A 21015-nucleotide genomic window follows, 5' to 3' on the forward strand; every position below is an offset into this window, starting at 1 on the left:
AGCAATAGCTTTATTTTTTGTTTTCAAAAGATGTAGCCAACAAGAAATAAACCCATATACAGGGAGAACTCAAACCATATCAATGACTCCCGACAAAGAAATTGCTATTGGATTACAAAGTGCCCCACAGATGGCGCAACAGCATGGTGGTTTACATCCAAACACTCAATATCAAACATTGGTTGATAATGTTGGAAACAAATTAATAAATAGTAGTATTGCTAGAGAAACACCTTATAAATACGAGTTTCATTTACTGGCCGACCCAAACACCATTAATGCTTTTGCTTTACCTGGAGGCCAAATATTTATTACGCTTGCTCTTTTTTCTAAATTAGAAAACGAAGACCAATTAGCAGGTGTATTAGGACATGAAATTGGACATGTTTTGGGAAGACACAGTGCAGAACGAATTGCTGAAAGCGAGTATTGGCAAGGACTAACTACTGCTGGTTCTGTAGGTGCAGATATGGGTGGCTTAGTAAGCGGCATTGGACAAAACACATTACTTACTAATGGAAGAGATGATGAATTAGAAAGTGATGAACTTGGTGTTCTGTTTATGATTAAAGCTGGTTATAATCCAAAAGAAATGGTAGGTGTTATGGAAATTTTAAAAGCTGCTGGAGGACCGAATCGAGTTCCTGAATTCCAGAGTACGCACCCTGACCCTGACAATAGAATTGAAAAAATTGAAGAGGCTATTGAAAAATATAAAAATCAGTAAACTAAAGAAGCCTCGTTAAACGAGGCTATTTTATGAGTGACTAACTCAAATAATTATTAAATTTATACTTATTTTCTTTTTTAGCTTTTGCTTCCGCAATAGCATTTACAAGGATAGTCTCTGCATCATTTGCTCCATGTATTTGTGCATATTTTAAAGCAGTCATTTTTTTGTCAGACTTCGCTTTTAATTTAGCTCCATGTACAATTAAAAGTTTTAAAATATCAGTCCTGTTATACTTTGCAGCATACATAATTGGAGTCATGCCATTAGATTTTGCATTAACATCTGCTCCTCTACTGATTAGCTTTTGAACAGTTCCTAAATCGCCTTTAGCAATAGACACACAAAACGAATTCACTTTAAAAATAGCGCCTACTTCGTAATTAACAGTTGAATTTACAGGAGTTGCTTCTACTGACACAATTGAAAAGCATAATGCGATTGCGGAAATAATGATTGTTTTTTTCATGATGAAAGATTTTAATTTGATTTATTGATTTATGTTTTTTGATATACTAAAGAGACGATAACAATTTCTATATGTTACACATAAAAACATTTATAACACATATTTAACGTTTATTTCACACATTATTAACGAAATCGTTTTCTTTAATAAATAATGCAAAATTCCTTAAAAACGGGGCTTTTCAGAGGTTCTTTTAGTCCCTTTTATTAGAATCTTATGTATCTTTGATTAGTTTTAAATTTTAACAAAAAAATGAATAAAAAAGTTATTTTAATGATACTTGACGGCTGGGGAAATTCTCCAGACCCTAAGGTTTCTGCTATCGATCATGCCAATACTCCTTTTATAGATTCTTTATATAAAAAATACCCTTACGCTACCCTGAGAACAGATGGTTTACATGTAGGTTTACCCGAAGGTCAAATGGGAAATAGTGAAGTAGGGCACATGAATCTTGGAGCAGGCAGAATTGTGTATCAAGATTTAGCAAAAATTAATTTAGCTATAGAAAAAGACACATTAAAAGATGAAAAAGTATTAATTGATGCATTGAAATACGCTTCAGACAATAACAAAAATGTTCACTTTTTAGGATTATTAAGTAATGGAGGTGTTCATGCTCACACGAGCCATTTAAAAGGGTTTATTGATGCGGCAAATAAAGCTGGCGTAAATTCTTTTGTTCATGCTTTTACAGATGGTCGAGACGTAGACCCCAAATCAGGTAAGGGCTATGTTGAAGATTTAGAAAATCATATTAAAGGTACAAACACAAAAATAGCAACCATAACTGGGCGTTATTATGCCATGGATAGAGATAAACGTTGGGAACGGGTACAATTAGCGTATGATGCGATTATAAATGGTGTTGGTACAAAGGCAACAAATCCTACATCGGCAATTCAGACTAATTATGATAACGATATTACTGACGAATTCATCAAACCATTAATCATTACAGATAAAAATAATAACCCTATTGCCAAAGTTCAAGAAGATGATGTTATTATCTTTTTTAATTTTAGAACAGATAGAGGTCGTGAATTAACAGAAATGCTAAGTCAAAAAGATTTCCTAGAGTATAACACTAAAAAAATCGAATTATACTATGTAACCATAACAAACTATAGTGATGCTTTTGAAGGTATAAAAGTTATTTTTAATAAAGATAATATTACTGAAACACTGGGTGAAGTACTCGCAAAACATGGTAAAAAACAAATTAGAATTGCTGAAACTGAGAAGTATCCTCATGTTACATTTTTCTTTTCAGGTGGACAAGAAACGCCTTTTGAAGGAGAATCTCGTATCCTTAAAAACTCACCAAAAGTAGCAACATACGATTTAAAACCAGAAATGAGCGCATACGAATTAAAGGATGCTCTAGTTCCAGAACTTGAAAAAGGTGAAGTTGATTTTGTTTGCTTAAATTTTGCAAATGGTGATATGGTTGGGCATACTGGTATTATGGAGGCAGCAATAAAAGCGTGTGAAGCTGTCGATGCGTGTGTGAAAGAGGTTGTTACCACTGCTTTAAACAATGGTTATACTACACTTCTTATAGCAGATCACGGAAACTGTGAAACCATGATAAACCCTGATGGCTCTCCAAATACAGCGCATACAACAAATCCTGTTCCTGTTATTTTAATTGATAATGAACTTACTGAAATTAAAAATGGTATTTTAGGTGATATGGCACCAACTATATTAAAACTTATGAATGTTGAACAACCAGCTGCTATGACACAGCATTCGTTGGTGTAACAATAAAGTAATAAATAGTGTAACTTTACACTTAATTAATGCCTTAGATTTAATGAATTTTAACAATACACTTATTATTGCTGTTGATTTTGATGGCACTATTGTTGAAGATGCCTACCCAAAAGTAGGTAAACCCATTTTGTTTGCTTTTGAAACTTTAAAAAAGCTACAAGAAGACGGTCATCGTCTTATTTTATGGACGTATCGATCTGGTAATAAACTAAATGAAGCTATTTCATTTTGTGAAGACAATGGCATTCATTTTTATGCGGTAAATAAAAGTTTTTCAGAAGAAGAATACTCGGAAGATATTAGCAGAAAGATTAATGCCGATTTGTTTATTGATGACAGAAACATAGGAGGGTTCCCAGGCTGGGGTGAAGTTTATCAAATGCTAACAAATTCTGCGCCGCCTATTCCCGAAAACAAAAAAGGGTTTTGGGGGTTATTTAAATAAACTTTAAATTAATTCAAAATAAGTTTTATCAATATTTTCTCTATGGTTTGGATGGGCTATATCAACCAATGCCTTAACGCGTTGTTTAATTGTTTTTCCGTATAAATTTGCAATACCATATTCGGTAACTATATATTGTACATGTGCTCTTGTCGTTACCACCCCAGCACCAGGTTTTAAACTTGGTACAATTCTACTAATACCCTTTCTTGTAATAGACGGTAATGCAATAATAGCCTTTCCTCCTTCGCTAAGGGAAGCGCCTCTAATATAATCCATTTGACCACCGACACCAGAATACATTTTCGCACCCATAGAGTCGGCACATACTTGTCCTGTTAAATCTACTTCAATAGCAGAATTTATTGCCACCATTTTGGGGTTTTGCTTAATTATTGAAATATCATTCACATAATCGGATGCCCTCATCTCAACAAAAGGATTATCATCTACGTAATCATATAAGCGCTTAGACCCTAATAAAAAAGTAGTTAAGGCACGGCCAGGGCTAATGTTTTTAAAATTACCATTTATAACATCATTCAAAATTAAATCTATAACGCCATCAGAAAACATCTCTGTATGCAAACCTAAATTTTTATGATTTGTAAGTCGAGATAGAACAGCATTTGGAATAGACCCAATTCCCATTTGTAAGGTGCTTTTATCCTCAATTAAACTTGCTACATAATCTCCAATTTTATTTTCAACCTCTGAGGGAGTTCCAAAAGCATGCGCAGGTATAGGTGTATTACATTCTACAAATAAATCTATTTCTGTATGGTGAATAATTCCATCGCCATGAGTTCTTGGCATCTCAGTATTTACTTGAGCTATAACAATTTTAGCATTATCTATTGCTGCTAATGTTGCTTCTACAGAAACACCTAATGAGCAATACCCATGTTTATCTGGAACAGATACATGAATTAAGGCCACATCCAATGGTAAGATATTTCTTTTAAACAATAAAGGTAATTCGCTTAAAAAAACGGGCGTATAAGATCCATTTCCAGCGGCTAATGTATGCCTAACATTACTTCCAATAAAAAATGAATTAACATGAAAACTATCTTTCAATTCAGGATTAGCATAAGGCGTTTCCCCTTCAACGTGTAAATGGCAAACCTCAACATTTCGTAATTCTTCATGGCGTTCGGTCATTGCTTTCATCAATACTTGAGGAGCTGCAGCAGCTGCTTGAACATAAACTCTATTATTGGACTTTATAACCTTAACAGCCTCTGCTGCACTTACAACTTTATACATGAGTCAGATAGTTTAATAGACAAAATTATCTAATAATAATATAAAAAAAACTGTCATAGGTCATGAAACTATAAAAATTATCAACACACATTTTTTAAGTATCTTTGCCATTATTTTTTAAGTATGATAATAGTAAAAACTGCAGAAGAAATTGAATTAATGCGTGAAAGCGCCTTAATCGTATCAAAAACTTTAGGTGAATTAGCAAAAGCTATAAAGCCAGGAGTAACAACGCTTCAATTAGATAAAATTGCTGAAGCATGTGTTAGAGACCATGGTGCTATTCCTGGATTTTTAGGATTATATGATTTTCCAAATACGCTATGCATGAGTCCTAATTCGCAAGTTGTTCATGGTATTCCAAACGGAAACCCTTTAGTTGAAGGTGATATTATTTCTATTGATTGCGGTGCTCTTAAAAATGGCTTTTATGGTGATCACGCTTATACTTTCGCGGTAGGCGAAATTGATGCTGAGACAGAGAAATTACTTCAAGTAACCAAAGAATCTTTGTATTCAGGCATAAGGGAATTTAAAGCTAATAACCGTGTAGGCGATGTTGGTTATGCCATTCAAAAATATTGTGAAGACCATGGTTATGGCGTCGTAAGAGAACTAGTTGGGCATGGTTTAGGCAGTAAAATGCACGAGGACCCAGAAATGCCAAATTATGGAAAACGTGGAAGAGGTAAAAAATTTATTGAAGGTATGGTAGTTGCCATAGAACCTATGATAAATATGGGAACACATCGTATTAAACAACACAGAGATGGTTGGACCATTACCACTCAAGACAATAAACCTTCTGCTCATTTTGAGCACGATGTCGCTTTAGTTGATGGTAAACCTGAATTACTTTCAACCTTTGCATATATTTATGAGGCTTTAGGTATTACTTCTAATGAAGAAGATGAATTCAGAAAAAAAGCTTTGGTGCTTTAAAAAATGAAACCCCTTTTTAAAACCATTCTCAATGCAATCCCTAGACCTTTTCTTATAAGGTTAAGCTACATTATTCGGCCTATTTTTGCTTTTTTCTTAAAAGGTGATACGTTTACGGACCCTATTGACGGAAAAGGTTTTAAAGCCTTTTTACCTTACGGCTATGGCAACCAACGCAACAATGTGTTATCCCCTTCAACATTAAGTTTAGAGCGTCATAGATTACTTTGGTTATACCTTAAAAATGAAACCAATTTCTTTTCGGCTAAATTAAAAGTATTACATTTTGCTCCTGAACAAGCATTTTATAAACGGTTCAAAAACATGACTAATTTAGATTATGTGACTACAGATTTAAATTCACCTTTGGCAGATGTGAAAGCTGATATTTGCAACCTTCCTTTTAAAGAGAATGAATTTGATGTTATTTTATGTAATCACGTTTTAGAGCATATTCCAGATGATACGAAAGCGATGAAAGAATTATATCGAGTTTTAAAAGTTGGTGGTATGGGCATTTTTCAAATCCCTCAGGATTTAAAAAGAGACATTACTTTTGAAGATGATGGTATAACAGATAAAAAAGAGCGCGCTAAAATATTTGGTCAATACGACCATGTTCGCGTTTATGGTCGTGATTATTTTGATAAACTTCGGGGTATTGGTTTTAAAGTTGAAGAAGTAGATTATACTTCCACTTTTTCAAAAGAAAAAATAACAGAATACTGTTTAGCAAAAGGTGAGATTATCCCTGTGGTTTATAAATAATTAATGCTCTGGAAAGCCATTTAAAGCTAGAGTTTCCAATTCTTTATTATCATTCTCAAAAATTAAAAAAACCTTTAGCTCTTGGTGCAAGTCCAAAAATATTTTAACTTTCTCTACACCCATAGCTTTGAAGGCTGTGGCATAAGCATCAGCAGTCATACAGTCTTCTGCAATTACTGATATACTTAATAAATTTGTTTTACTTGGATATCCTGTTTCTGTATCAATTATATGTGCATAACGATTTCCGTTTTCATCAACCTTAAACTTTCTATACGTACCAGAGGTTGCCATGGCCTCATCCTGCAAGGTTATAGCTTTTAATATAGATTGCTGCCCTTCAAAATTAGGCTCTTCTACTCCAACTTTCCAGTTGGTTTGCCTTTCAGAATTTATACCTTTCACTCTTATTTCTCCTCCAATTTCAACTAAATAATTATTTACTTTTTGAGATTCTAGAAATTCCCCTATCACATCTACACCATAACCCTTAGCTATCGCATTAAACTCTATATAAACGTTAGGGTTAGATTTCCTAATGGTGTTATTATGCCTATACGTTTTATCATAGCCTACATATTGCATTAAGCTATCAATTTTTAAACTATCTACGACTTCAATAGTATCTTCTGCACCAAATTTCCATGCATTAACTACATTTCCAATTGATGGATCGAATGCACCTTCTGTTTGACCGAAAATTTCTTTAGAAACATCATAAACTTTTATAAAATGTTCATCAATTTCAAAAGATTCGTTTCTATTCAATTTTGAAATATCCGAATTAACTTGATAGGTAGACATTGATTTATTAATAATGTAAAACAAACTATCAAATTGAATTTCATAATTAACATCAGAGTCATAAATAATAGAATAACTAGTTCCAAAAACAGTTCCAGTAAGTTTTGTGTTTTTATGTTCTTCAATACAAGAAAACAAAAAAATAGCAACTAATAAGATTAATAAATTCCTCATAAAAATTAAGTGATGTTCTAATTAAAATTGGTTTCTAAAACTTGAATACCATTATATTCTAATAAATAATCTTGATTTAAATAAATAGGTTCTTTTTCTCCCTCTGTACTGCCAACCCCAACACCTGCGTATAAGACCTTAGCATCTTTTTCTCTGGCATGGTTTTTAAATGATTCCATCCATACCACATCATAATTATTCGGGTTTTCTGGTAGTATAACAGCGCGCACTATAACAAAATAATATTGTTTGTTTTTATCTATACATACAAACTGAGGATGTTTTTTAAGTTTACTATTTACTGCAATAAATTCAAACCCACGTTTCTCTAAATCTTTTCCAGCATGATTCATTGCTAGATTATGTAATTCTTGCTCTGTTAATGGTTTACTCATACTGCAAAAATACTATAAAAGTTGAACTGATGATAACATTTTTATAATGTTTCGATGTAATGATATAATAAATACATAATCTATTAAAGCCTTTATATTATAAAAACTTCTATACGTTATTTATCTCTTTTATTATTACTGTTTTATCCTACGAACCACAAAAAGAAAGCACTTATTATATAGCATTTTATTACCATTCTGAAATTTTAAGAGTAATTACGCCCTTGAAACAAATATTTTTATTAATTTAAAATAAAATATTACCTCATGAAAACAACACCTCGTTTAGAATCTGCCTTAAAAAAGCTCTATACAGCTTTTCATGGCAGCACATTAAACCCTGAATGTTGCAAACAATGTGCTGTTGGAAATATTTTAGACCAAACAGATCGTTGGAAACACTTATCAGATTCTCATGGTGGTTTAGAATTAAATTATGTTGGCAGAGTACATCAAAATTTAGGTCGGACATTTAATGGCTATTCTCCCTTAGAATTATTGAAGATTGAAAATGTTTTCTTGAATGCTTGCGGTTATCAATTGCCTTTGCATTACAAAAACAAAAAACCACAAAACCCTACAAGTAAGGATGTATTATATAATGGCCTAGTTGCTACTATAAGTTTTTTATGTGAATTAGATGGCGTTTCAAATGTCATGGATTATACGAGGTTATTTGAATTTGCAAAATATAAATTAGAACCCTGTTAGCACAACTTAAAACATGTTCTAAACAGAAAGCCCAACATTTTATGTTGGGCTTTCTGTTTTTATAATAAGATGCTAAAACACCATCAGACTAATAACTAATAATCTATTATCCACCAAAGTCATCAAATCGAATATGCTCATCTGGGATACCAAAATCTTCTCCCATTTTTTGAACGGCTTGATTCATTAATGGCGGGCCACAGAAATACAATTCGATATCTTCTGGCGACTCATGATCCTTTAAATAATTATCAATAACACAGTTGTGAATAAACCCAACAAAACCATCTCCAGGAGCATCAATATTTTCTTTTACTTTCCAGTTATCTTCTTCCATAGGTTCAGATAATGCCAAGTGAAATTTAAAGTTAGGGAAATCTCTTTCCAACGCTTCAAAATGTTCTAAATAAAATAATTCGCGTTTAGAACGTCCTCCATACCAATAGGATACTTTTCTACCTGTCTTCAACGTTCTAAATAAGTGGTATAAGTGCGAACGCATTGGCGCCATACCTGCTCCACCACCTACATAAAGCATCTCAGATTCAGACTCGTTAATGAAGAACTCTCCATAAGGTCCTGAAATCGTAACTTTATCACCTGGTTTTTGATTAAATATATATGATGATGCAATCCCTGGATTAACATCCATCCATCCATTTTTAGCGCGATCCCATGGTGGACATGCTACACGAACATTTAACATAATCTCTCTTCCTTCTGCTGGGTAAGATGCCATTGAGTAAGCTCTTTCTATAGTTTCTGGATTCTTCATCACTAAAGGCCATAAACCAAACTTATCCCACTCAGTTTGAAACTTATCTGGAGTTTCGTGTTCTTCAGGATGCGCCGTAATATCCATGTCTGAATACTTCACTTCACATGGTGGAATTTCTATTTGAATATATCCACCTGCTTTGTAGCCCATATCTTCTGGAATTTCCACAACGAACTCCTTAATAAATGATGCCACATTGTAGTTACGTACAACTGTTGCTTCCCATTTTTTAATACCAAACACTTCTTCGGGAATGGTAATATTCATGTCTTGTTTAACCTTTACCTGACATGATAAACGAGCACCTTCTTTTAATTCTTTTCTACTAAAATGAGGTGTTTCTGTTGGTAAAGCTTCTCCTCCGCCTTCTAAAACATGACATTCACATTGAATACATGTTCCACCGCCACCACATGCCGATGGCAAAAATATTTTCTGAGCACTTAAAGTAGATAATAAACTACCTCCTGAAGCTACCTCTATTTCACGTTCACCATTGATTGTAATTTTTACTGGACCAGATGGTGATAATTTTTGTTTTACAAAAAGTAATAAACTAACAAGTACTAACGTAATTATTAAAAACGCTGCAACTGTTGCTATAACTGTTCCTGTTGTTCCTGCTGCTAAAATCATACTACTCTACTATTTTAGTGTTATCGGCTAATTCTTTAGCTATTTCAGTTTCTAATTCCTTAACGTCTAAGGCTGTTTCTGTTGTTGGCTTTTCTTCTTCATCCCCACCAGTTAACATACCACCAAAACTTAAAAAACCGATTCCCATTAATCCTGTAATGATGAATGTAATACCTAAACCTCTTAAAGGTGCAGGCACATTACTGTATCTAATTTTCTCACGAATAGCGGCAATAGCTAAAATGGCTAAAAACCAACCTATACCTGAAGAAATTCCATAATTAAGAGCTAAACCTAAGGTTTCGATTTCGCGAGATTGCATAAATAAAGACCCTCCTAAAATGGCACAGTTTACAGCAATAAGTGGTAAGAAAATACCAAGTGAGTTATATAGTGATGGTGAAAACTTTTCAACCACAATTTCATCCAATTGCACCATAGTTGCAATAGTTGCAATGAACATAATGAAAGAAAGGAAACTTAAATCGTACTCTGCATATTCAGCACCTAACCATTTTAAAGCTCCTGGTTGCAATAAATACTGATCTAATAACCAGTTTAAAGGCACTGTAATTGCTAATACAAATATTACTGCTGCACCAAGACCCACTGCTGTTGCAACTTTTTTAGAAACGGCTAAGTATGAACACATACCTAAGAAAACCGAAAACACCATATTATCAATAAAAATTGACTTGAAAAATAATTCGATGTGCTCCATTGTTTTATTATTTATTAATCTTGAATGTATTTCAAGATCTCATTAATCCTTTTTGTTAATTATTAAAGACCCTGAAATAAATTCAGGATAAACACTTGGTGTTAATCTTCAATTAATGCTTTATTTCTGCTACGTTGTACCCAGATAATTAAACCTACAACTATTAACGCCATTGGTGGCATTAACATGAATCCGTTGTTTTCGTATCCTATTGAGTATACTCCAGTTTTCTCAATCGCATCTCCTAATACTGGAATACCAAATAAAGTTCCTGAACCTAGAAGTTCTCTAAAAAATCCAACAATTAAAAGAATAACAGCATATCCTAAAGCATTACCAATACCATCTAAAAATGATCTCCAAGGTCCGTTTGCTAAAGCAAATGCCTCAAAACGCCCCATGATGATACAGTTGGTAATAATTAACCCTACGAATACTGCTAATGTTTTACTTAATTCGTATGCATATGCTTTTAGCACCTGATCTACTATAATTACCAAAGCAGCGACCACAATAAGTTGTACGATGATTCTAATTTTAGAAGGAATGATATTTCTCATTAAAGAGATTACCACATTACCTACACCTAATACAAACAGTACAGCAATACCCATTACTAAAGAAGCTTTAAGTTCAGCCGTAATTGCTAATGCTGAGCATATACCTAATACTTGAATTGTAATTGGGTTATTATCCGTTAACGGGTCTGTTATTAACTTAGCGTCTTTTTTTGAAAGGAGTCCCATATTATTTTAAGTTTTTAAAGTAAGGTAAATACAATTTTAAATCGGCTTTAAGCATTGCTGAAACTCCATCTCCAGTAATGGTTGAACCTGCAATAGCATCCACCTCGTGATCAACTTTATCTAAGTTTTTAGGATCATTGTTACCTTTTGTAACAGCAATACCTTTAAAAACTCCTGTATCACTCAATAAATGTTCTCCAGTAAAATCATCCATAAAGAAACGTTGGTTGATGTTTGCACCTAAACCAGGTGTTTCTCCTGCATGATCAAAAAATGTCCCTTGCACTACCATATCCTTATCTAAAGCTACATAAGCCCAAATAGCATCCCAAAGTCCCTTTCCTCTAATTGGAGCAATGTAAAATGTTTTACCATCTTTCTCTCCAACAAATAACGGTAAACGTCTTGTGCCTCCGTTTTTTGCTTTTGCTTGTTCTTTCTTAACATCTATTAAGTATGCTTCAGTATCCTCTTTTGAACCACCGTTTGCATCAATTACTAATTGTTGTTTTATGTATTTTGAAAACTCTTCACCCACTTTATCTGTAGAAACAAATTCTCTACTCGTGCCTTCATTTTCATTTATACCCATAGCATACAGAATATTCTGCTGCTTTTCCATACGCTTATTTTCTGTAATAGCAGGTTTTAAAGAAGACGCTGTAAACGCTAATAATGAACCTACTACTAATACCATGGCTATAGCAAATAGTATTGTGTATGAATTTTTATCTGTGTTAACTCCCATAATTTATGCTGTTTTAACTTTTAAACGTTTCATCCTTTTCTTCACATTACCTTGAACCACATAATGATCGATAGTTGGTGCAAATACATTCATTAATAGAATGGCTAAGAAAACGCCTTCTGGATATGCAGGATTGAATACACGTATCATAATAGATAGAAATCCTATTAAGAATCCGTAAATCCATTTTCCTTTATTAGTTTGAGAAGCTGTTACGGGATCTGTTGCCATGTATACGGCTCCAAACAAAATACTTCCTATAATTAAGTGTTGCCAAAATGGAACACTCATTAAACCATAAAACTTACTAGATTCTCCAATCCAACCAGCATCTACAACACCGTTAAATATTAATCCCATAACCAATGCGCCTATTAGAGTTGAAACTATAATTCTCCAACTTCCCATTTTTGTAAAAATTAAAAACAAGGCACCTATTATTATTAAAAACTTAGAAGTCTCTCCTACTGAACCAGGAATTATCCCCCAGAACATATCCCAGTAATCATAAACTACTGAATTTCCTTGAGCATAACTACCCAAAATAGTTTCTCCTGATATCGCATCTAGGTTTTGTCCTGCAGCGATAGCTTGATCTCTTTCAACTGCTCCATGCACCCAAACTTTATCACCAGACATCCAAGTTGGATAAGCAAAGAATAAAAAAGCACGAATAGTTAGAGCAGGATTTAAAATATTCATTCCTGTACCTCCAAAAACTTCTTTACCAATTACAACACCAAAAATCACAGCTACTGTAAGCATCCATAATGGAATATCGACAGGAACAATTAATGGCACTAACATACCTGTTACTAAGTAACCTTCTTCTACCTCATGTCCTTTAATTATGGCGAATATAAACTCAACGGCTAAACCAACACCATAGGATACAATAACCAATGGTAATACTTGCCATATACCTACTACTAAGTTATCCAAAGTCCAAAAGGACGCACCTAAAAAGCCTTGAGCTGATTCAATTTCACCTAAAGCCAAATAATGTTGATACCCTGCATTAAACATACCGAAGATTAAACATGGCACTAGTGCCAAAATCACGGTATTCATAGTACGCTTTAAATCATCGGCAACCTTTATATGGGTCCCACCATGAGTCGTTTCGTTAGGTAAATATAAAAATGTATGAAGGGCATTAAATGCTGGTATCCATTGTTTATTCTTATTCTTTTCCTTAAAAATATGTAATTTATCTTTTAAACCCATTATCCTATTTCTTTAAGCATTAAGTCTAATCCTTGTCTTATTATTTTTTGATGTGGTTGCTTAGACACACATACAAATTCTGTTAATGCGAAATCTTCGGGAGCAACTTCATACATACCTAAAGCTTCCATTTCATCTAAATCTTGATACATACAAGCCTTTAAGATTTGCATAGGAAAAATATCTAATGGAAAAACTTTTTCGTAAGTGCCTGTAGTTACAAAAGCACGATACTCGCCATTGGTATTGGTATTTAAATCGTACTTCTTATTAGGGTTTAACCATGAAAAGGTTAAGGCTCTTGATGTCGATACTTTATTAAATACAGGTTTTGTCCATCCAAATAACTCATAATCATCTCCTTCAGGAATTATAGAAACCACATTGCTGTAATAATCTAAATTACCGTCTGTTTGTATTTGTTTTCCTGATAAAACATTACCGGAAATAATACGATCATTACCATCTTTAGAAACACCTTTATCATAAACAATAGTAGCAATTTCACTACCAGCAATTGTTTTAAAATATCTTGGTTTTTCAACAGAAGACCCTACTAAGGCAACAATACGCTCTGCATTAAAATTACCTGTTAAAAGTAGTTCACCAATAATGACTAGGTCTTGAGGACTAACCGTCCAAACCACTTCGCCTTTATTAATAGGATCAATTTTATTAATTTGAGTTCCAACATTTCCAGAAGGATGTGGTCCTGAAACTTTATGGAGAATAACACCATTTAAACCAGCAAGCGGAGAATTTCCATTCTTACCAACAGATACGTGTACTTTTCCTTCGGTTAATTTTCCTAAAGCAGATACTGCTGCTTGCAACTCTGATTCTTTCCCTTGTAAGGTAAAATCTAAATCAGCTGCTAAAGGTGCGCTGGCATATCCTGAAATGAATATCGCTTTTGGCGATTTTTCTGGATTTGCAATCACATCATAAGGACGTTGTTTTACAAATGGCCAACACCCAGAAGCTAGTAAATGTGCTTTAATCTCTTCTGGTTTTGAAGCATCGATATCAAACTTTCCAAAGTCTTCAAAAGTTTGTGTTTTATCTGCTTCAATTTTAATGGCATCGATACGTCTTTTTGGTCCTCTAAGCACCTCAACTACTTTTCCTGAAACTGGTGATGAAAACTTAACCGTTTCTTGAGATTTATCGAAAAACAAAGTACTTCCAGCTTTAACTAAAGTTCCTTCTTTTGCAACAAGTTTTGGGGTTACGCCGTGAAAATCTTCTGGCCTTATGGTGCTGTAGTTACTGATAATTGCTTGTTCAACAGTTTTTTCAGCTTCACCATTAAGTTTAATATCCAGACCTTTTTTAATACGAATGTCGTTTGACATATTTATTTTTATTGAAATTAGTTGTCTAAAAATCCGTGCAAAAATACGAATAAATAGCTAATTTGATAGCCAAATTAGACTCTGTTTGTTATTTATATTTGTTCTAAATAAAAGATTAATCTTAGGCATAGAATTTGTTTATCTTTACAAAAAAAGCGAAGAATGTCTTTAAAATTTCCTCTAATATGGCTTTGTTTTATTGCGACTGGATTAATCTATGGTCAAGTAGAAGAAGTAAACCCTCCAGATTATATAAAATCTATTACTTTTAAAAGTAATAGTAGTGATCTAGGGGAACTGCCTATTATCAAATTAGGTGAACCATTTTATTTAGAGTTTGATGCTTTAGTTTCAGACGAACCGGATTTTTATTATAAAATTGAGCATTATGATTACGACTGGAAAGAATCTGTTCTTGTAAAACCTGAATTCCTTTTAGGTGTTGATAATTTTAGAATTCAAGACTACACAAATTCTTTCAATACTTTTCAAATGTATTCGCACTATAAATTGTCATTACCCAATAGACAAACCAAACAATTAAAGGTATCGGGTAATTATATTATTTCAATTTATGATACAGATAATGAGTTAGTATTCTCAAGAAAATTCATGATTTATGAAAACCTCGTTACCCCAGGCATCGCCATTAAAAGATCGCGAGATGTAAGCAACATAGAGACCACACAAACTGTTGATATTGAAATTGTTTCTGGCCCTCAAATTAACAATCCGCTTCAAACCGTAAAAACGTTAATCATTCAAAATAGCAATCTAAATACTACCATTTCAAACTTAAAACCTCAATATACTATTGGCAATAAACTCATCTACAGATATATAAAGGAAACTGCTTTTGCAGGTGGAAATGAGTATCTTTTTCTCGAAACTAAAGATGTTAGAGCTGCAACCTCTCGTGTGCAATCCATTGCTTTAGAAAATATTTACCAGTCTTATTTATATACCGATGTTACAAGAAAAAATTTGCCATACACTTACAACCCAGATATTAATGGACAATTTAAAATTGTAGCCATAGATAGGGACGATGTGGCCGTTGAGGCAGATTATGTTCAAGTACACTTTTCATTGCAATATCCAGAATTAACTAACGGAGAAAGCATTTATATCTATGGCAATTACAATAATTATGCGTTGAGTGATTATAATAAAATGACTTTAAATATAGAGAGCGGATTATACGAAACCAACTTTAAACTAAAACAAGGATTTTATAACTACAAATATGTTATTGTGAACAAAAACGGTGACTTAAACGAAGGTGCTATAAGCGGTGATTTTTGGCAAACCGAAAACAACTACAAAGTTTTAGTGTATTACAGAGATTTGGGTGCCCGTTACGACAGAATTATCGGGTTTAACCAAGTTTCTTCCACAAATATCTCAAACTAAACGGCATAAAACGTTAAAAAATGGGTAATAATAGTTTGCCAGAATGGATATTCAACAAATATTGTAGGCTAAAAATGCATTTCATCTAATTTTTCTATCAATCACGTTAAAATTTACGTTAACCACTTAATATTTATTATTTTAGCAAGCGCTAATACTTTGCACATCGATGGTTCAACAAGTAACAAAAGGCATAAAAATTTCGGTAGAAACTACCTTCGAAGGCTCGTTTTATAAAAACTATAAAATACAGTATGCCTTTGGATATACGGTAACAATTGAAAACCAGAGTAAAGATTCGGTACAACTTAACGCACGGCACTGGGAAATTTTAGATGCATTAAACAACGTAGAAACCGTTTCTGGCGAAGGTGTTATTGGTAAAAAACCTGTGCTTCAACCAGGTGAATCCCACACGTACACATCAGGTTGCTTACTAACCTCTCCTTTTGGTGCTATGCAAGGGCATTATAGCATGGTAAACTTTACCACTACAAAAAAGTTTCAAGTTACCATCCCTACCTTTAAGCTAAGTGCTCCTTTTGCAATAAATTAGTTTTTTTAAGGCTTTACCATAGCGTGTTGCGCTTTACATTATATCTTTTTAAAAGAGCATAACGAAAGAGGAACTGTAAATACGTATCTCTAAACTTCCTTAATAGTTTATAAAATTTTAACTAGGATAGAGTTCAAAGATAAAAACTAACGGTAACAACAAACAAAAATAAGCGCTGATATAATCTTAATTACGAAACACTTTTTAAATATTATTTCATAATCCTTTCAAACCTAAAAATGGTCCCACTCTGCTTTACATGAAAGAACTTACAATTAGAATAGTGTATGAATTCAAATTCTAAATCATAATCAAAAGTATCATCTTCAACCTTAAATATATCATGTATATCAATATTTCCATATGGCGAAATACGCTTAAAATGATACTCCACATCATGTCCTGTTTTATGCAACTCAAACCATGCTCCAGCGGCAATACCAGAAAGCCATTGTGCTTTTTCGTGTAAACTATCAACTGGTTTTGGCTCTTGTGTTCCTAACAAATTAACGTCATGGTCTTTTAACTTATCCAAAAAACAACGTATATTTTCACTTTTTTGAGAACCCTTAAATTCTGAAATAATACCTTTTTCAGAAACTTTAAAAGGATGGTTTTCCGTATTTGATAGCAATACATTACCAACTGTACTTGGTGTAAACCATTTAGAGATTTCAAGATTCTTTTTTATTTTAGAATCTATTAACGAAGCAATTAAGGTATCAGCTACAAAACGCGCACAATTGCAAGCATCTTTAACAAATGCTGCATATCTTATAAAATGTTTGTCTTGCATTTTAGTAATATGCGTTCGTGCTTTTTTGTAATTTATGGCATTACAAACTGAAGCTATTAATTTACCATCACCATGGGTTAATTTAGGATGTGTTCCTAAAAACTCTAAAACAGCGTCTAAGTTTGTTATTTTATCGTTTTCTATTTCAGCTTTTATAGGAAAATGCAATTCGTTATCGGTATCACTGCCACGCACGCGTCCGTTAGGCTCAGGAGAAATATAGCGTCCAAAATCATGATATTCTAAAACGCCAGTTTTTTTATCAATCAAAACCAAAGCAGAATGACCTGCTCTTAAATAATTCTTTTTACCAATACCAATATATCTCAAATAAGGAGAAAACCATTCTTCAGAAACCATAACTATCGTATCTGGATATGCCAACGTTAAAATAATACCCGTATTATCCATTGACTACTTCAGTAAGGTTGAAAGTTTTAGCAGTAACTGTTTTACTTTCAAGGTTCTCATAGCGCATACTAACGTCATTACCACATTTTTCAACTTGTGTAATACTCATTGTTTTTACAAAACCACGATCCATGACTATGCCATAATCCATATTATTAATATCGGCAGTACTATGAAATTTTAATACAGAATCAACATGCAAGTCACTCAGCACTTCAAAGTTTTCAAACCATTCTTGACGCTCTCTTTGCATCCCTTCAGAATACAACGTTGAAGATGACCAAATTCTTGATTCTAAAGGCAATTCTATAAAATGCTTGTATTTACCATCCCAAACTAATTCATAGAATTTCAAATTCGTATTCCAATCTGCAATCACAATGGTAAATGGTTCAATATCTTGAAAATAATAATCTTCTATGGTTGTAATAATATCATCAGAAACCATGAAATCATTAGCCACGATGCCTCTACTCTTTATGTAACTCGATTGTCGTTCGTGTTTTACAAAACCTCCATTAAGTAAGCAAACTACTCGATTCTTTTCACTGACACCGATCCAAGTCCCTCCCTTTTTGTCTTTTGGAAACAACAATTTAGTATCGTGAATAGTATAAAAATCGGGAACTAAAGACACTCTATCAGGAGTTTCATCTCGATTTGAGGTTAAAACAAAATCGTTATTTTTCGTTGGAATAATTGTAACTGTGCACATAAAACCAATAGTCTTAAAACGGTTTAGCAACTTACAAAAAATAAATAAAATTTAAGTTGGTTTTAAAAAGACTTGCTTTTAAATAATCATTTAAATATTCGTAAATTTGCATCACATTTACTGAAAATTCAATAACAAAAAATAAAAAATCATGGGAAAAGGCTTTTTTAGTGTTCCAATTGCTGTTAACGAACCTGTAAAATCTTATGCACCTGGATCACCAGAACGTGATGCAGTTGCTAAGACATACAAAGCGATGTTTAATAGTAAAATTGACGTTCCTCTTTATATAAATGGTGAAGATGTAAAAACTGGAAATACCAGAACCATGTCTCCACCGCACGATCATAAACATGTTGTAGGAACATATCATGTAGCTGAACAAAAACATATTGATGATGCAATCTCAACCGCTTTAGAAGCAAGAAAAACATGGTCTCTAATGCCATGGGAACAGCGTGCTGGTATCTTTTTAAAAGCTGCTGAATTAATTGCTGGTCCTTATAGAGCCAAAATTAATGCAGCAACTATGATTGCACAATCTAAAACTGTACATCAAGCTGAGATTGATGCTGCCTGTGAGTTTATAGATTTCTTGCGTTTTAATGTTCAGTTTATGACGGACATTTACATGGAGCAACCAGAAAGCACGAGTGATGCTTGGAACCGCATTGAATATCGCCCGTTAGAAGGTTTCACGTATGCCGTTACTCCTTTTAATTTTACTGCTATTGCTGGGAATTTACCTGCATGTATGGCTTTAATGGGTAATGTTGTGGTTTGGAAACCTAGTGATAGTCAAGTATATTCTGCTAAAGTAATTATGGATGTATTTGAAGAAGCTGGAGTACCTCCTGGCGTTATTAATGTTGTTTTTGGAGACCCTGTGATGATTACCAATACGGTTATGGCAAGTCCAGATTTTTCAGGATTGCATTTTACAGGTTCTACATTCATTTTTAAAGAGCTTTGGAAACAAATAGGAAACAACATTCACAACTATAAGACGTACCCAAGAATTGTTGGTGAAACAGGCGGAAAAGACTTTATCGTCGCTCACAAATCTGCTGACGCAAAACAAGTAGCTACAGCCATTGTTCGTGGTGCATTTGAATTTCAAGGACAAAAATGTAGTGCGGCATCAAGAGCTTACATTCCAAAAAGTCTATGGGCAGATATTAAAAAGTTTGTTATTGCAGATGTAAACTCATTTAAAATGGGTTCTCCAGAAGATATGAGCAATTTTGTTACGGCTGTAATCCATGAAGGATCTTTTGATAAACTAGCAAAATATATTGATGGCGCAAAAAGTGATAGCGACGCTGAAATTGTTGTTGGTGGTAATTACGATAAAAGTAAAGGATACTTTATTGAACCTACGGTTATTCTTGCCAAAGACCCTAAATACACAACCATGTGCACGGAACTTTTTGGACCGGTGATCACGATTTATGTGTATGAAGATGACGCTTTTGCGGAAACTTTAAAGTTAGTAGACGAAACTAGCGAATATGCTTTAACAGGTGCTATTATATCTAAAGACAGATATGCGGTTACGCAAGCAACTGAGGCATTACAAAACGCTGCAGGAAACTTTTACATTAACGATAAGCCAACAGGTGCAGTTGTAGGACAGCAACCATTTGGTGGCGCTAGAGCATCAGGAACAAATGATAAAGCAGGTAGCGCACAAAACTTATTACGTTGGATATCTCCAAGAATGATTAAAGAAACGTTTGTAACCCCTACGGATTATAGATATCCGTTTTTAGGGGAATAATTTATCATTTGACTTATAAATCAAAAAAAGCAATTAGGAAATTCTAATTGCTTTTTTTTGTACTAAACAACTATTGATAAATAGTAACAGTAGGTTATATCACGTTTAAAAACAGTCCCGCCGTCTTCCAACCATAACGGAATTAGAACTGCAATATTTCGATTTACATCTTCATTAGATTCAACTATTTTCCATTTTCTACCAATACGAGTTAATGAGTTAGTAAGACCTAAATCTCAGGTTGAAGTTCAGAAAGAAACACCTTATTTTAATGCTAATTAAGATTCTATTCTTTATCAATATATAATTGTTTTATTTTATAAAATGACATAAACAAAGAGATATATACTAATGTTAGCCCCTAATACGAAGCTTATTTTTTCACAAAATATGTTCATAGACTCAAAACATATTAAAAGATAATACAGTAATATTAAAATGTATTATAAATATTACTAACTTTATTTTTTTAAAACGGCATGTTATTTGTTGATTAAAAACTATGAAAAAACATATTATTCTATTACTTATCATGTGTCCAATATTTGGATTCGCACAAGCAAATAAATTATTTAGACAAGCAACTCGAACCAATAATTTAAGCGAAAAAATATCATTATTAACTCAAGTTATAGAATTAGAACCGC

General features: G+C 33.3%; 21 protein-coding genes. 9 read left to right on the top strand and 12 right to left on the bottom strand.

Annotated elements, in window-relative coordinates; genetic code table 11:
• Window positions 1-4 precede the first annotated feature (4 nt).
• Complete coding sequence (locus tag QZ260_RS11850; protein WP_295986536.1) at window positions 5-727, top strand: M48 family metalloprotease; 723 nt, start codon at window positions 5-7, stop codon at window positions 725-727.
• Window positions 728-767: 40 nt separating this feature from the next.
• On the opposite strand, the gene QZ260_RS11855 is transcribed toward QZ260_RS11850, so the two are convergent.
• Entirely contained in the window at window positions 768-1199 is a 432-nt protein-coding gene (locus tag QZ260_RS11855) for an ankyrin repeat domain-containing protein (protein ID WP_295986495.1), read from the bottom strand.
• A 252-nt stretch (window positions 1200-1451) separates the two neighbouring features.
• Between QZ260_RS11855 and gpmI the strand changes: the two genes are divergently transcribed.
• Together gpmI and QZ260_RS11865 are read left to right on the top strand one after the other, a co-directional pair.
• Window positions 1452-2966 (top strand): 2,3-bisphosphoglycerate-independent phosphoglycerate mutase, encoded by a 1515-nt coding sequence (gene gpmI / locus QZ260_RS11860; protein ID WP_295986496.1) that lies wholly within the window; start codon window positions 1452-1454, stop codon window positions 2964-2966.
• 52 nt (window positions 2967-3018) lie between these two features.
• A complete protein-coding gene (locus QZ260_RS11865) occupies window positions 3019-3423 on the top strand; it encodes a BT0820 family HAD-type phosphatase (RefSeq protein ID WP_295986498.1) in 405 nt (134 codons plus the stop codon).
• 3 nt (window positions 3424-3426) lie between these two features.
• On the opposite strand, the gene QZ260_RS11870 is transcribed toward QZ260_RS11865, so the two are convergent.
• Window positions 3427-4692, bottom strand: a complete 1266-nt coding sequence (locus tag QZ260_RS11870) for an acetyl-CoA hydrolase/transferase C-terminal domain-containing protein (RefSeq protein ID WP_295986500.1) — start codon at window positions 4690-4692, stop codon at window positions 3427-3429.
• 123 nt (window positions 4693-4815) lie between these two features.
• Here QZ260_RS11870 and map point away from each other — a divergent pair, with 123 nt between their 5' ends.
• On the top strand, window positions 4816-5634 hold the full coding sequence (gene map / locus QZ260_RS11875; protein WP_295986502.1) for a type I methionyl aminopeptidase: 819 nt from the start codon (window positions 4816-4818) through the stop codon (window positions 5632-5634).
• A 3-nt stretch (window positions 5635-5637) separates the two neighbouring features.
• The gene (locus QZ260_RS11880) at window positions 5638-6402 is read left to right on the top strand and encodes a class I SAM-dependent methyltransferase (protein WP_295986504.1); all 765 of its coding nucleotides are present in this window, start codon (window positions 5638-5640) and stop codon (window positions 6400-6402) included.
• Here QZ260_RS11880 and QZ260_RS11885 read toward each other — a convergent pair whose 3' ends face one another.
• Window positions 6403-7380: an FAD:protein FMN transferase gene (locus QZ260_RS11885; protein WP_295986506.1), complete on the bottom strand. Its 978-nt coding sequence runs from the start codon at window positions 7378-7380 to the stop codon at window positions 6403-6405.
• 17 nt (window positions 7381-7397) lie between these two features.
• Window positions 7398-7775 (bottom strand): Na(+)-translocating NADH-quinone reductase subunit F, encoded by a 378-nt coding sequence (locus QZ260_RS11890; RefSeq protein WP_295986508.1) that lies wholly within the window; start codon window positions 7773-7775, stop codon window positions 7398-7400.
• Between the two features lie 267 nt (window positions 7776-8042).
• Here QZ260_RS11890 and QZ260_RS11895 point away from each other — a divergent pair, with 267 nt between their 5' ends.
• Entirely contained in the window at window positions 8043-8486 is a 444-nt protein-coding gene (locus QZ260_RS11895) for a Na(+)-translocating NADH-quinone reductase subunit F (protein ID WP_295986509.1), read from the top strand.
• 106 nt (window positions 8487-8592) lie between these two features.
• Here the strand turns inward: QZ260_RS11895 and nqrF are convergent, their stop codons facing one another.
• The 6 genes from nqrF to QZ260_RS11925 all read right to left on the bottom strand — a co-directional run bounded on the left by nqrF (window position 8593) and on the right by QZ260_RS11925 (window position 14697).
• Window positions 8593-9900 carry an NADH:ubiquinone reductase (Na(+)-transporting) subunit F gene (nqrF, locus tag QZ260_RS11900; protein WP_295986510.1) on the bottom strand — a complete coding sequence of 436 codons (1308 nt, stop codon included), beginning with the start codon at window positions 9898-9900 and terminating at the stop codon, window positions 8593-8595.
• A gap of 1 nt (window position 9901) precedes the next feature.
• Complete coding sequence (gene nqrE / locus QZ260_RS11905; protein WP_295986512.1) at window positions 9902-10621, bottom strand: NADH:ubiquinone reductase (Na(+)-transporting) subunit E; 720 nt, start codon at window positions 10619-10621, stop codon at window positions 9902-9904.
• 101 nt (window positions 10622-10722) lie between these two features.
• Window positions 10723-11367, bottom strand: coding sequence for an NADH:ubiquinone reductase (Na(+)-transporting) subunit D (locus tag QZ260_RS11910; protein ID WP_295986514.1), 645 nt, complete (start codon window positions 11365-11367; stop codon window positions 10723-10725).
• A gap of 1 nt (window position 11368) precedes the next feature.
• Window positions 11369-12115: a Na(+)-translocating NADH-quinone reductase subunit C gene (locus QZ260_RS11915; RefSeq protein WP_295986515.1), complete on the bottom strand. Its 747-nt coding sequence runs from the start codon at window positions 12113-12115 to the stop codon at window positions 11369-11371.
• 3 nt (window positions 12116-12118) lie between these two features.
• A complete protein-coding gene (locus QZ260_RS11920; RefSeq protein WP_295986518.1) occupies window positions 12119-13342 on the bottom strand; it encodes an NADH:ubiquinone reductase (Na(+)-transporting) subunit B in 1224 nt (407 codons plus the stop codon).
• Window positions 13342-14697 (bottom strand): Na(+)-translocating NADH-quinone reductase subunit A, encoded by a 1356-nt coding sequence (locus tag QZ260_RS11925; protein ID WP_295986522.1) that lies wholly within the window; start codon window positions 14695-14697, stop codon window positions 13342-13344. Before QZ260_RS11925 ends, QZ260_RS11920 begins: the two co-directional genes overlap by 1 nt.
• A 162-nt stretch (window positions 14698-14859) precedes the next feature.
• Between QZ260_RS11925 and QZ260_RS11930 the strand changes: the two genes are divergently transcribed.
• Window positions 14860-16110 (top strand): type IX secretion system plug protein domain-containing protein, encoded by a 1251-nt coding sequence (locus QZ260_RS11930; protein ID WP_295986525.1) that lies wholly within the window; start codon window positions 14860-14862, stop codon window positions 16108-16110.
• A 169-nt stretch (window positions 16111-16279) separates the two neighbouring features.
• Window positions 16280-16666, top strand: coding sequence for a Co2+/Mg2+ efflux protein ApaG (gene apaG / locus QZ260_RS11935; RefSeq protein ID WP_271757510.1), 387 nt, complete (start codon window positions 16280-16282; stop codon window positions 16664-16666).
• Between the two features lie 211 nt (window positions 16667-16877).
• Here the strand turns inward: apaG and QZ260_RS11940 are convergent, their stop codons facing one another.
• Both QZ260_RS11940 and QZ260_RS11945 read right to left on the bottom strand, forming a co-directional pair.
• Window positions 16878-17873 (bottom strand): DUF6695 family protein, encoded by a 996-nt coding sequence (locus tag QZ260_RS11940; protein WP_295986529.1) that lies wholly within the window; start codon window positions 17871-17873, stop codon window positions 16878-16880.
• Window positions 17866-18588 (bottom strand): NRDE family protein, encoded by a 723-nt coding sequence (locus tag QZ260_RS11945; RefSeq protein ID WP_295986531.1) that lies wholly within the window; start codon window positions 18586-18588, stop codon window positions 17866-17868. The genes QZ260_RS11940 and QZ260_RS11945 overlap by 8 nt, the downstream gene beginning before the upstream one ends.
• A gap of 151 nt (window positions 18589-18739) precedes the next feature.
• On the opposite strand from QZ260_RS11945, the gene pruA reads away from it, so the two are divergent.
• Window positions 18740-20368: an L-glutamate gamma-semialdehyde dehydrogenase gene (pruA, locus tag QZ260_RS11950; protein ID WP_295986534.1), complete on the top strand. Its 1629-nt coding sequence runs from the start codon at window positions 18740-18742 to the stop codon at window positions 20366-20368.
• The last annotated feature ends 647 nt before the right edge of the window (window positions 20369-21015 follow it).

Source organism: uncultured Algibacter sp. (genome assembly GCF_905480415.1).
Lineage (GTDB): Bacteria > Bacteroidota > Bacteroidia > Flavobacteriales > Flavobacteriaceae > Algibacter_B.

What these genes read in the sequence shown, in the direction of transcription:
- QZ260_RS11920 (WP_295986518.1), bottom strand. Translation starts at nt 13,342, where the DNA reads ATGGGTTTAAAAGATAAATTACATATTTTTAAGGAAAAGAATAAGAAT.
- QZ260_RS11855 (WP_295986495.1), bottom strand. Translation starts at nt 1,199, where the DNA reads ATGAAAAAAACAATCATTATTTCCGCAATCGCATTATGCTTTTCAATT.
- QZ260_RS11925 (WP_295986522.1), bottom strand. Translation starts at nt 14,697, where the DNA reads ATGTCAAACGACATTCGTATTAAAAAAGGTCTGGATATTAAACTTAAT.
- QZ260_RS11915 (WP_295986515.1), bottom strand. Translation starts at nt 12,115, where the DNA reads ATGGGAGTTAACACAGATAAAAATTCATACACAATACTATTTGCTATA.
- QZ260_RS11880 (WP_295986504.1), top strand. Translation starts at nt 5,638, where the DNA reads ATGAAACCCCTTTTTAAAACCATTCTCAATGCAATCCCTAGACCTTTT.
- map (WP_295986502.1), top strand. Translation starts at nt 4,816, where the DNA reads ATGATAATAGTAAAAACTGCAGAAGAAATTGAATTAATGCGTGAAAGC.
- gpmI (WP_295986496.1), top strand. Translation starts at nt 1,452, where the DNA reads ATGAATAAAAAAGTTATTTTAATGATACTTGACGGCTGGGGAAATTCT.
- QZ260_RS11890 (WP_295986508.1), bottom strand. Translation starts at nt 7,775, where the DNA reads ATGAGTAAACCATTAACAGAGCAAGAATTACATAATCTAGCAATGAAT.
- QZ260_RS11885 (WP_295986506.1), bottom strand. Translation starts at nt 7,380, where the DNA reads ATGAGGAATTTATTAATCTTATTAGTTGCTATTTTTTTGTTTTCTTGT.
- QZ260_RS11945 (WP_295986531.1), bottom strand. Translation starts at nt 18,588, where the DNA reads ATGTGCACAGTTACAATTATTCCAACGAAAAATAACGATTTTGTTTTA.
- nqrE (WP_295986512.1), bottom strand. Translation starts at nt 10,621, where the DNA reads ATGGAGCACATCGAATTATTTTTCAAGTCAATTTTTATTGATAATATG.
- nqrF (WP_295986510.1), bottom strand. Translation starts at nt 9,900, where the DNA reads ATGATTTTAGCAGCAGGAACAACAGGAACAGTTATAGCAACAGTTGCA.
- QZ260_RS11870 (WP_295986500.1), bottom strand. Translation starts at nt 4,692, where the DNA reads ATGTATAAAGTTGTAAGTGCAGCAGAGGCTGTTAAGGTTATAAAGTCC.
- QZ260_RS11865 (WP_295986498.1), top strand. Translation starts at nt 3,019, where the DNA reads ATGAATTTTAACAATACACTTATTATTGCTGTTGATTTTGATGGCACT.
- QZ260_RS11895 (WP_295986509.1), top strand. Translation starts at nt 8,043, where the DNA reads ATGAAAACAACACCTCGTTTAGAATCTGCCTTAAAAAAGCTCTATACA.
- QZ260_RS11910 (WP_295986514.1), bottom strand. Translation starts at nt 11,367, where the DNA reads ATGGGACTCCTTTCAAAAAAAGACGCTAAGTTAATAACAGACCCGTTA.
- QZ260_RS11940 (WP_295986529.1), bottom strand. Translation starts at nt 17,873, where the DNA reads ATGGATAATACGGGTATTATTTTAACGTTGGCATATCCAGATACGATA.
- QZ260_RS11930 (WP_295986525.1), top strand. Translation starts at nt 14,860, where the DNA reads ATGTCTTTAAAATTTCCTCTAATATGGCTTTGTTTTATTGCGACTGGA.
- apaG (WP_271757510.1), top strand. Translation starts at nt 16,280, where the DNA reads ATGGTTCAACAAGTAACAAAAGGCATAAAAATTTCGGTAGAAACTACC.
- pruA (WP_295986534.1), top strand. Translation starts at nt 18,740, where the DNA reads ATGGGAAAAGGCTTTTTTAGTGTTCCAATTGCTGTTAACGAACCTGTA.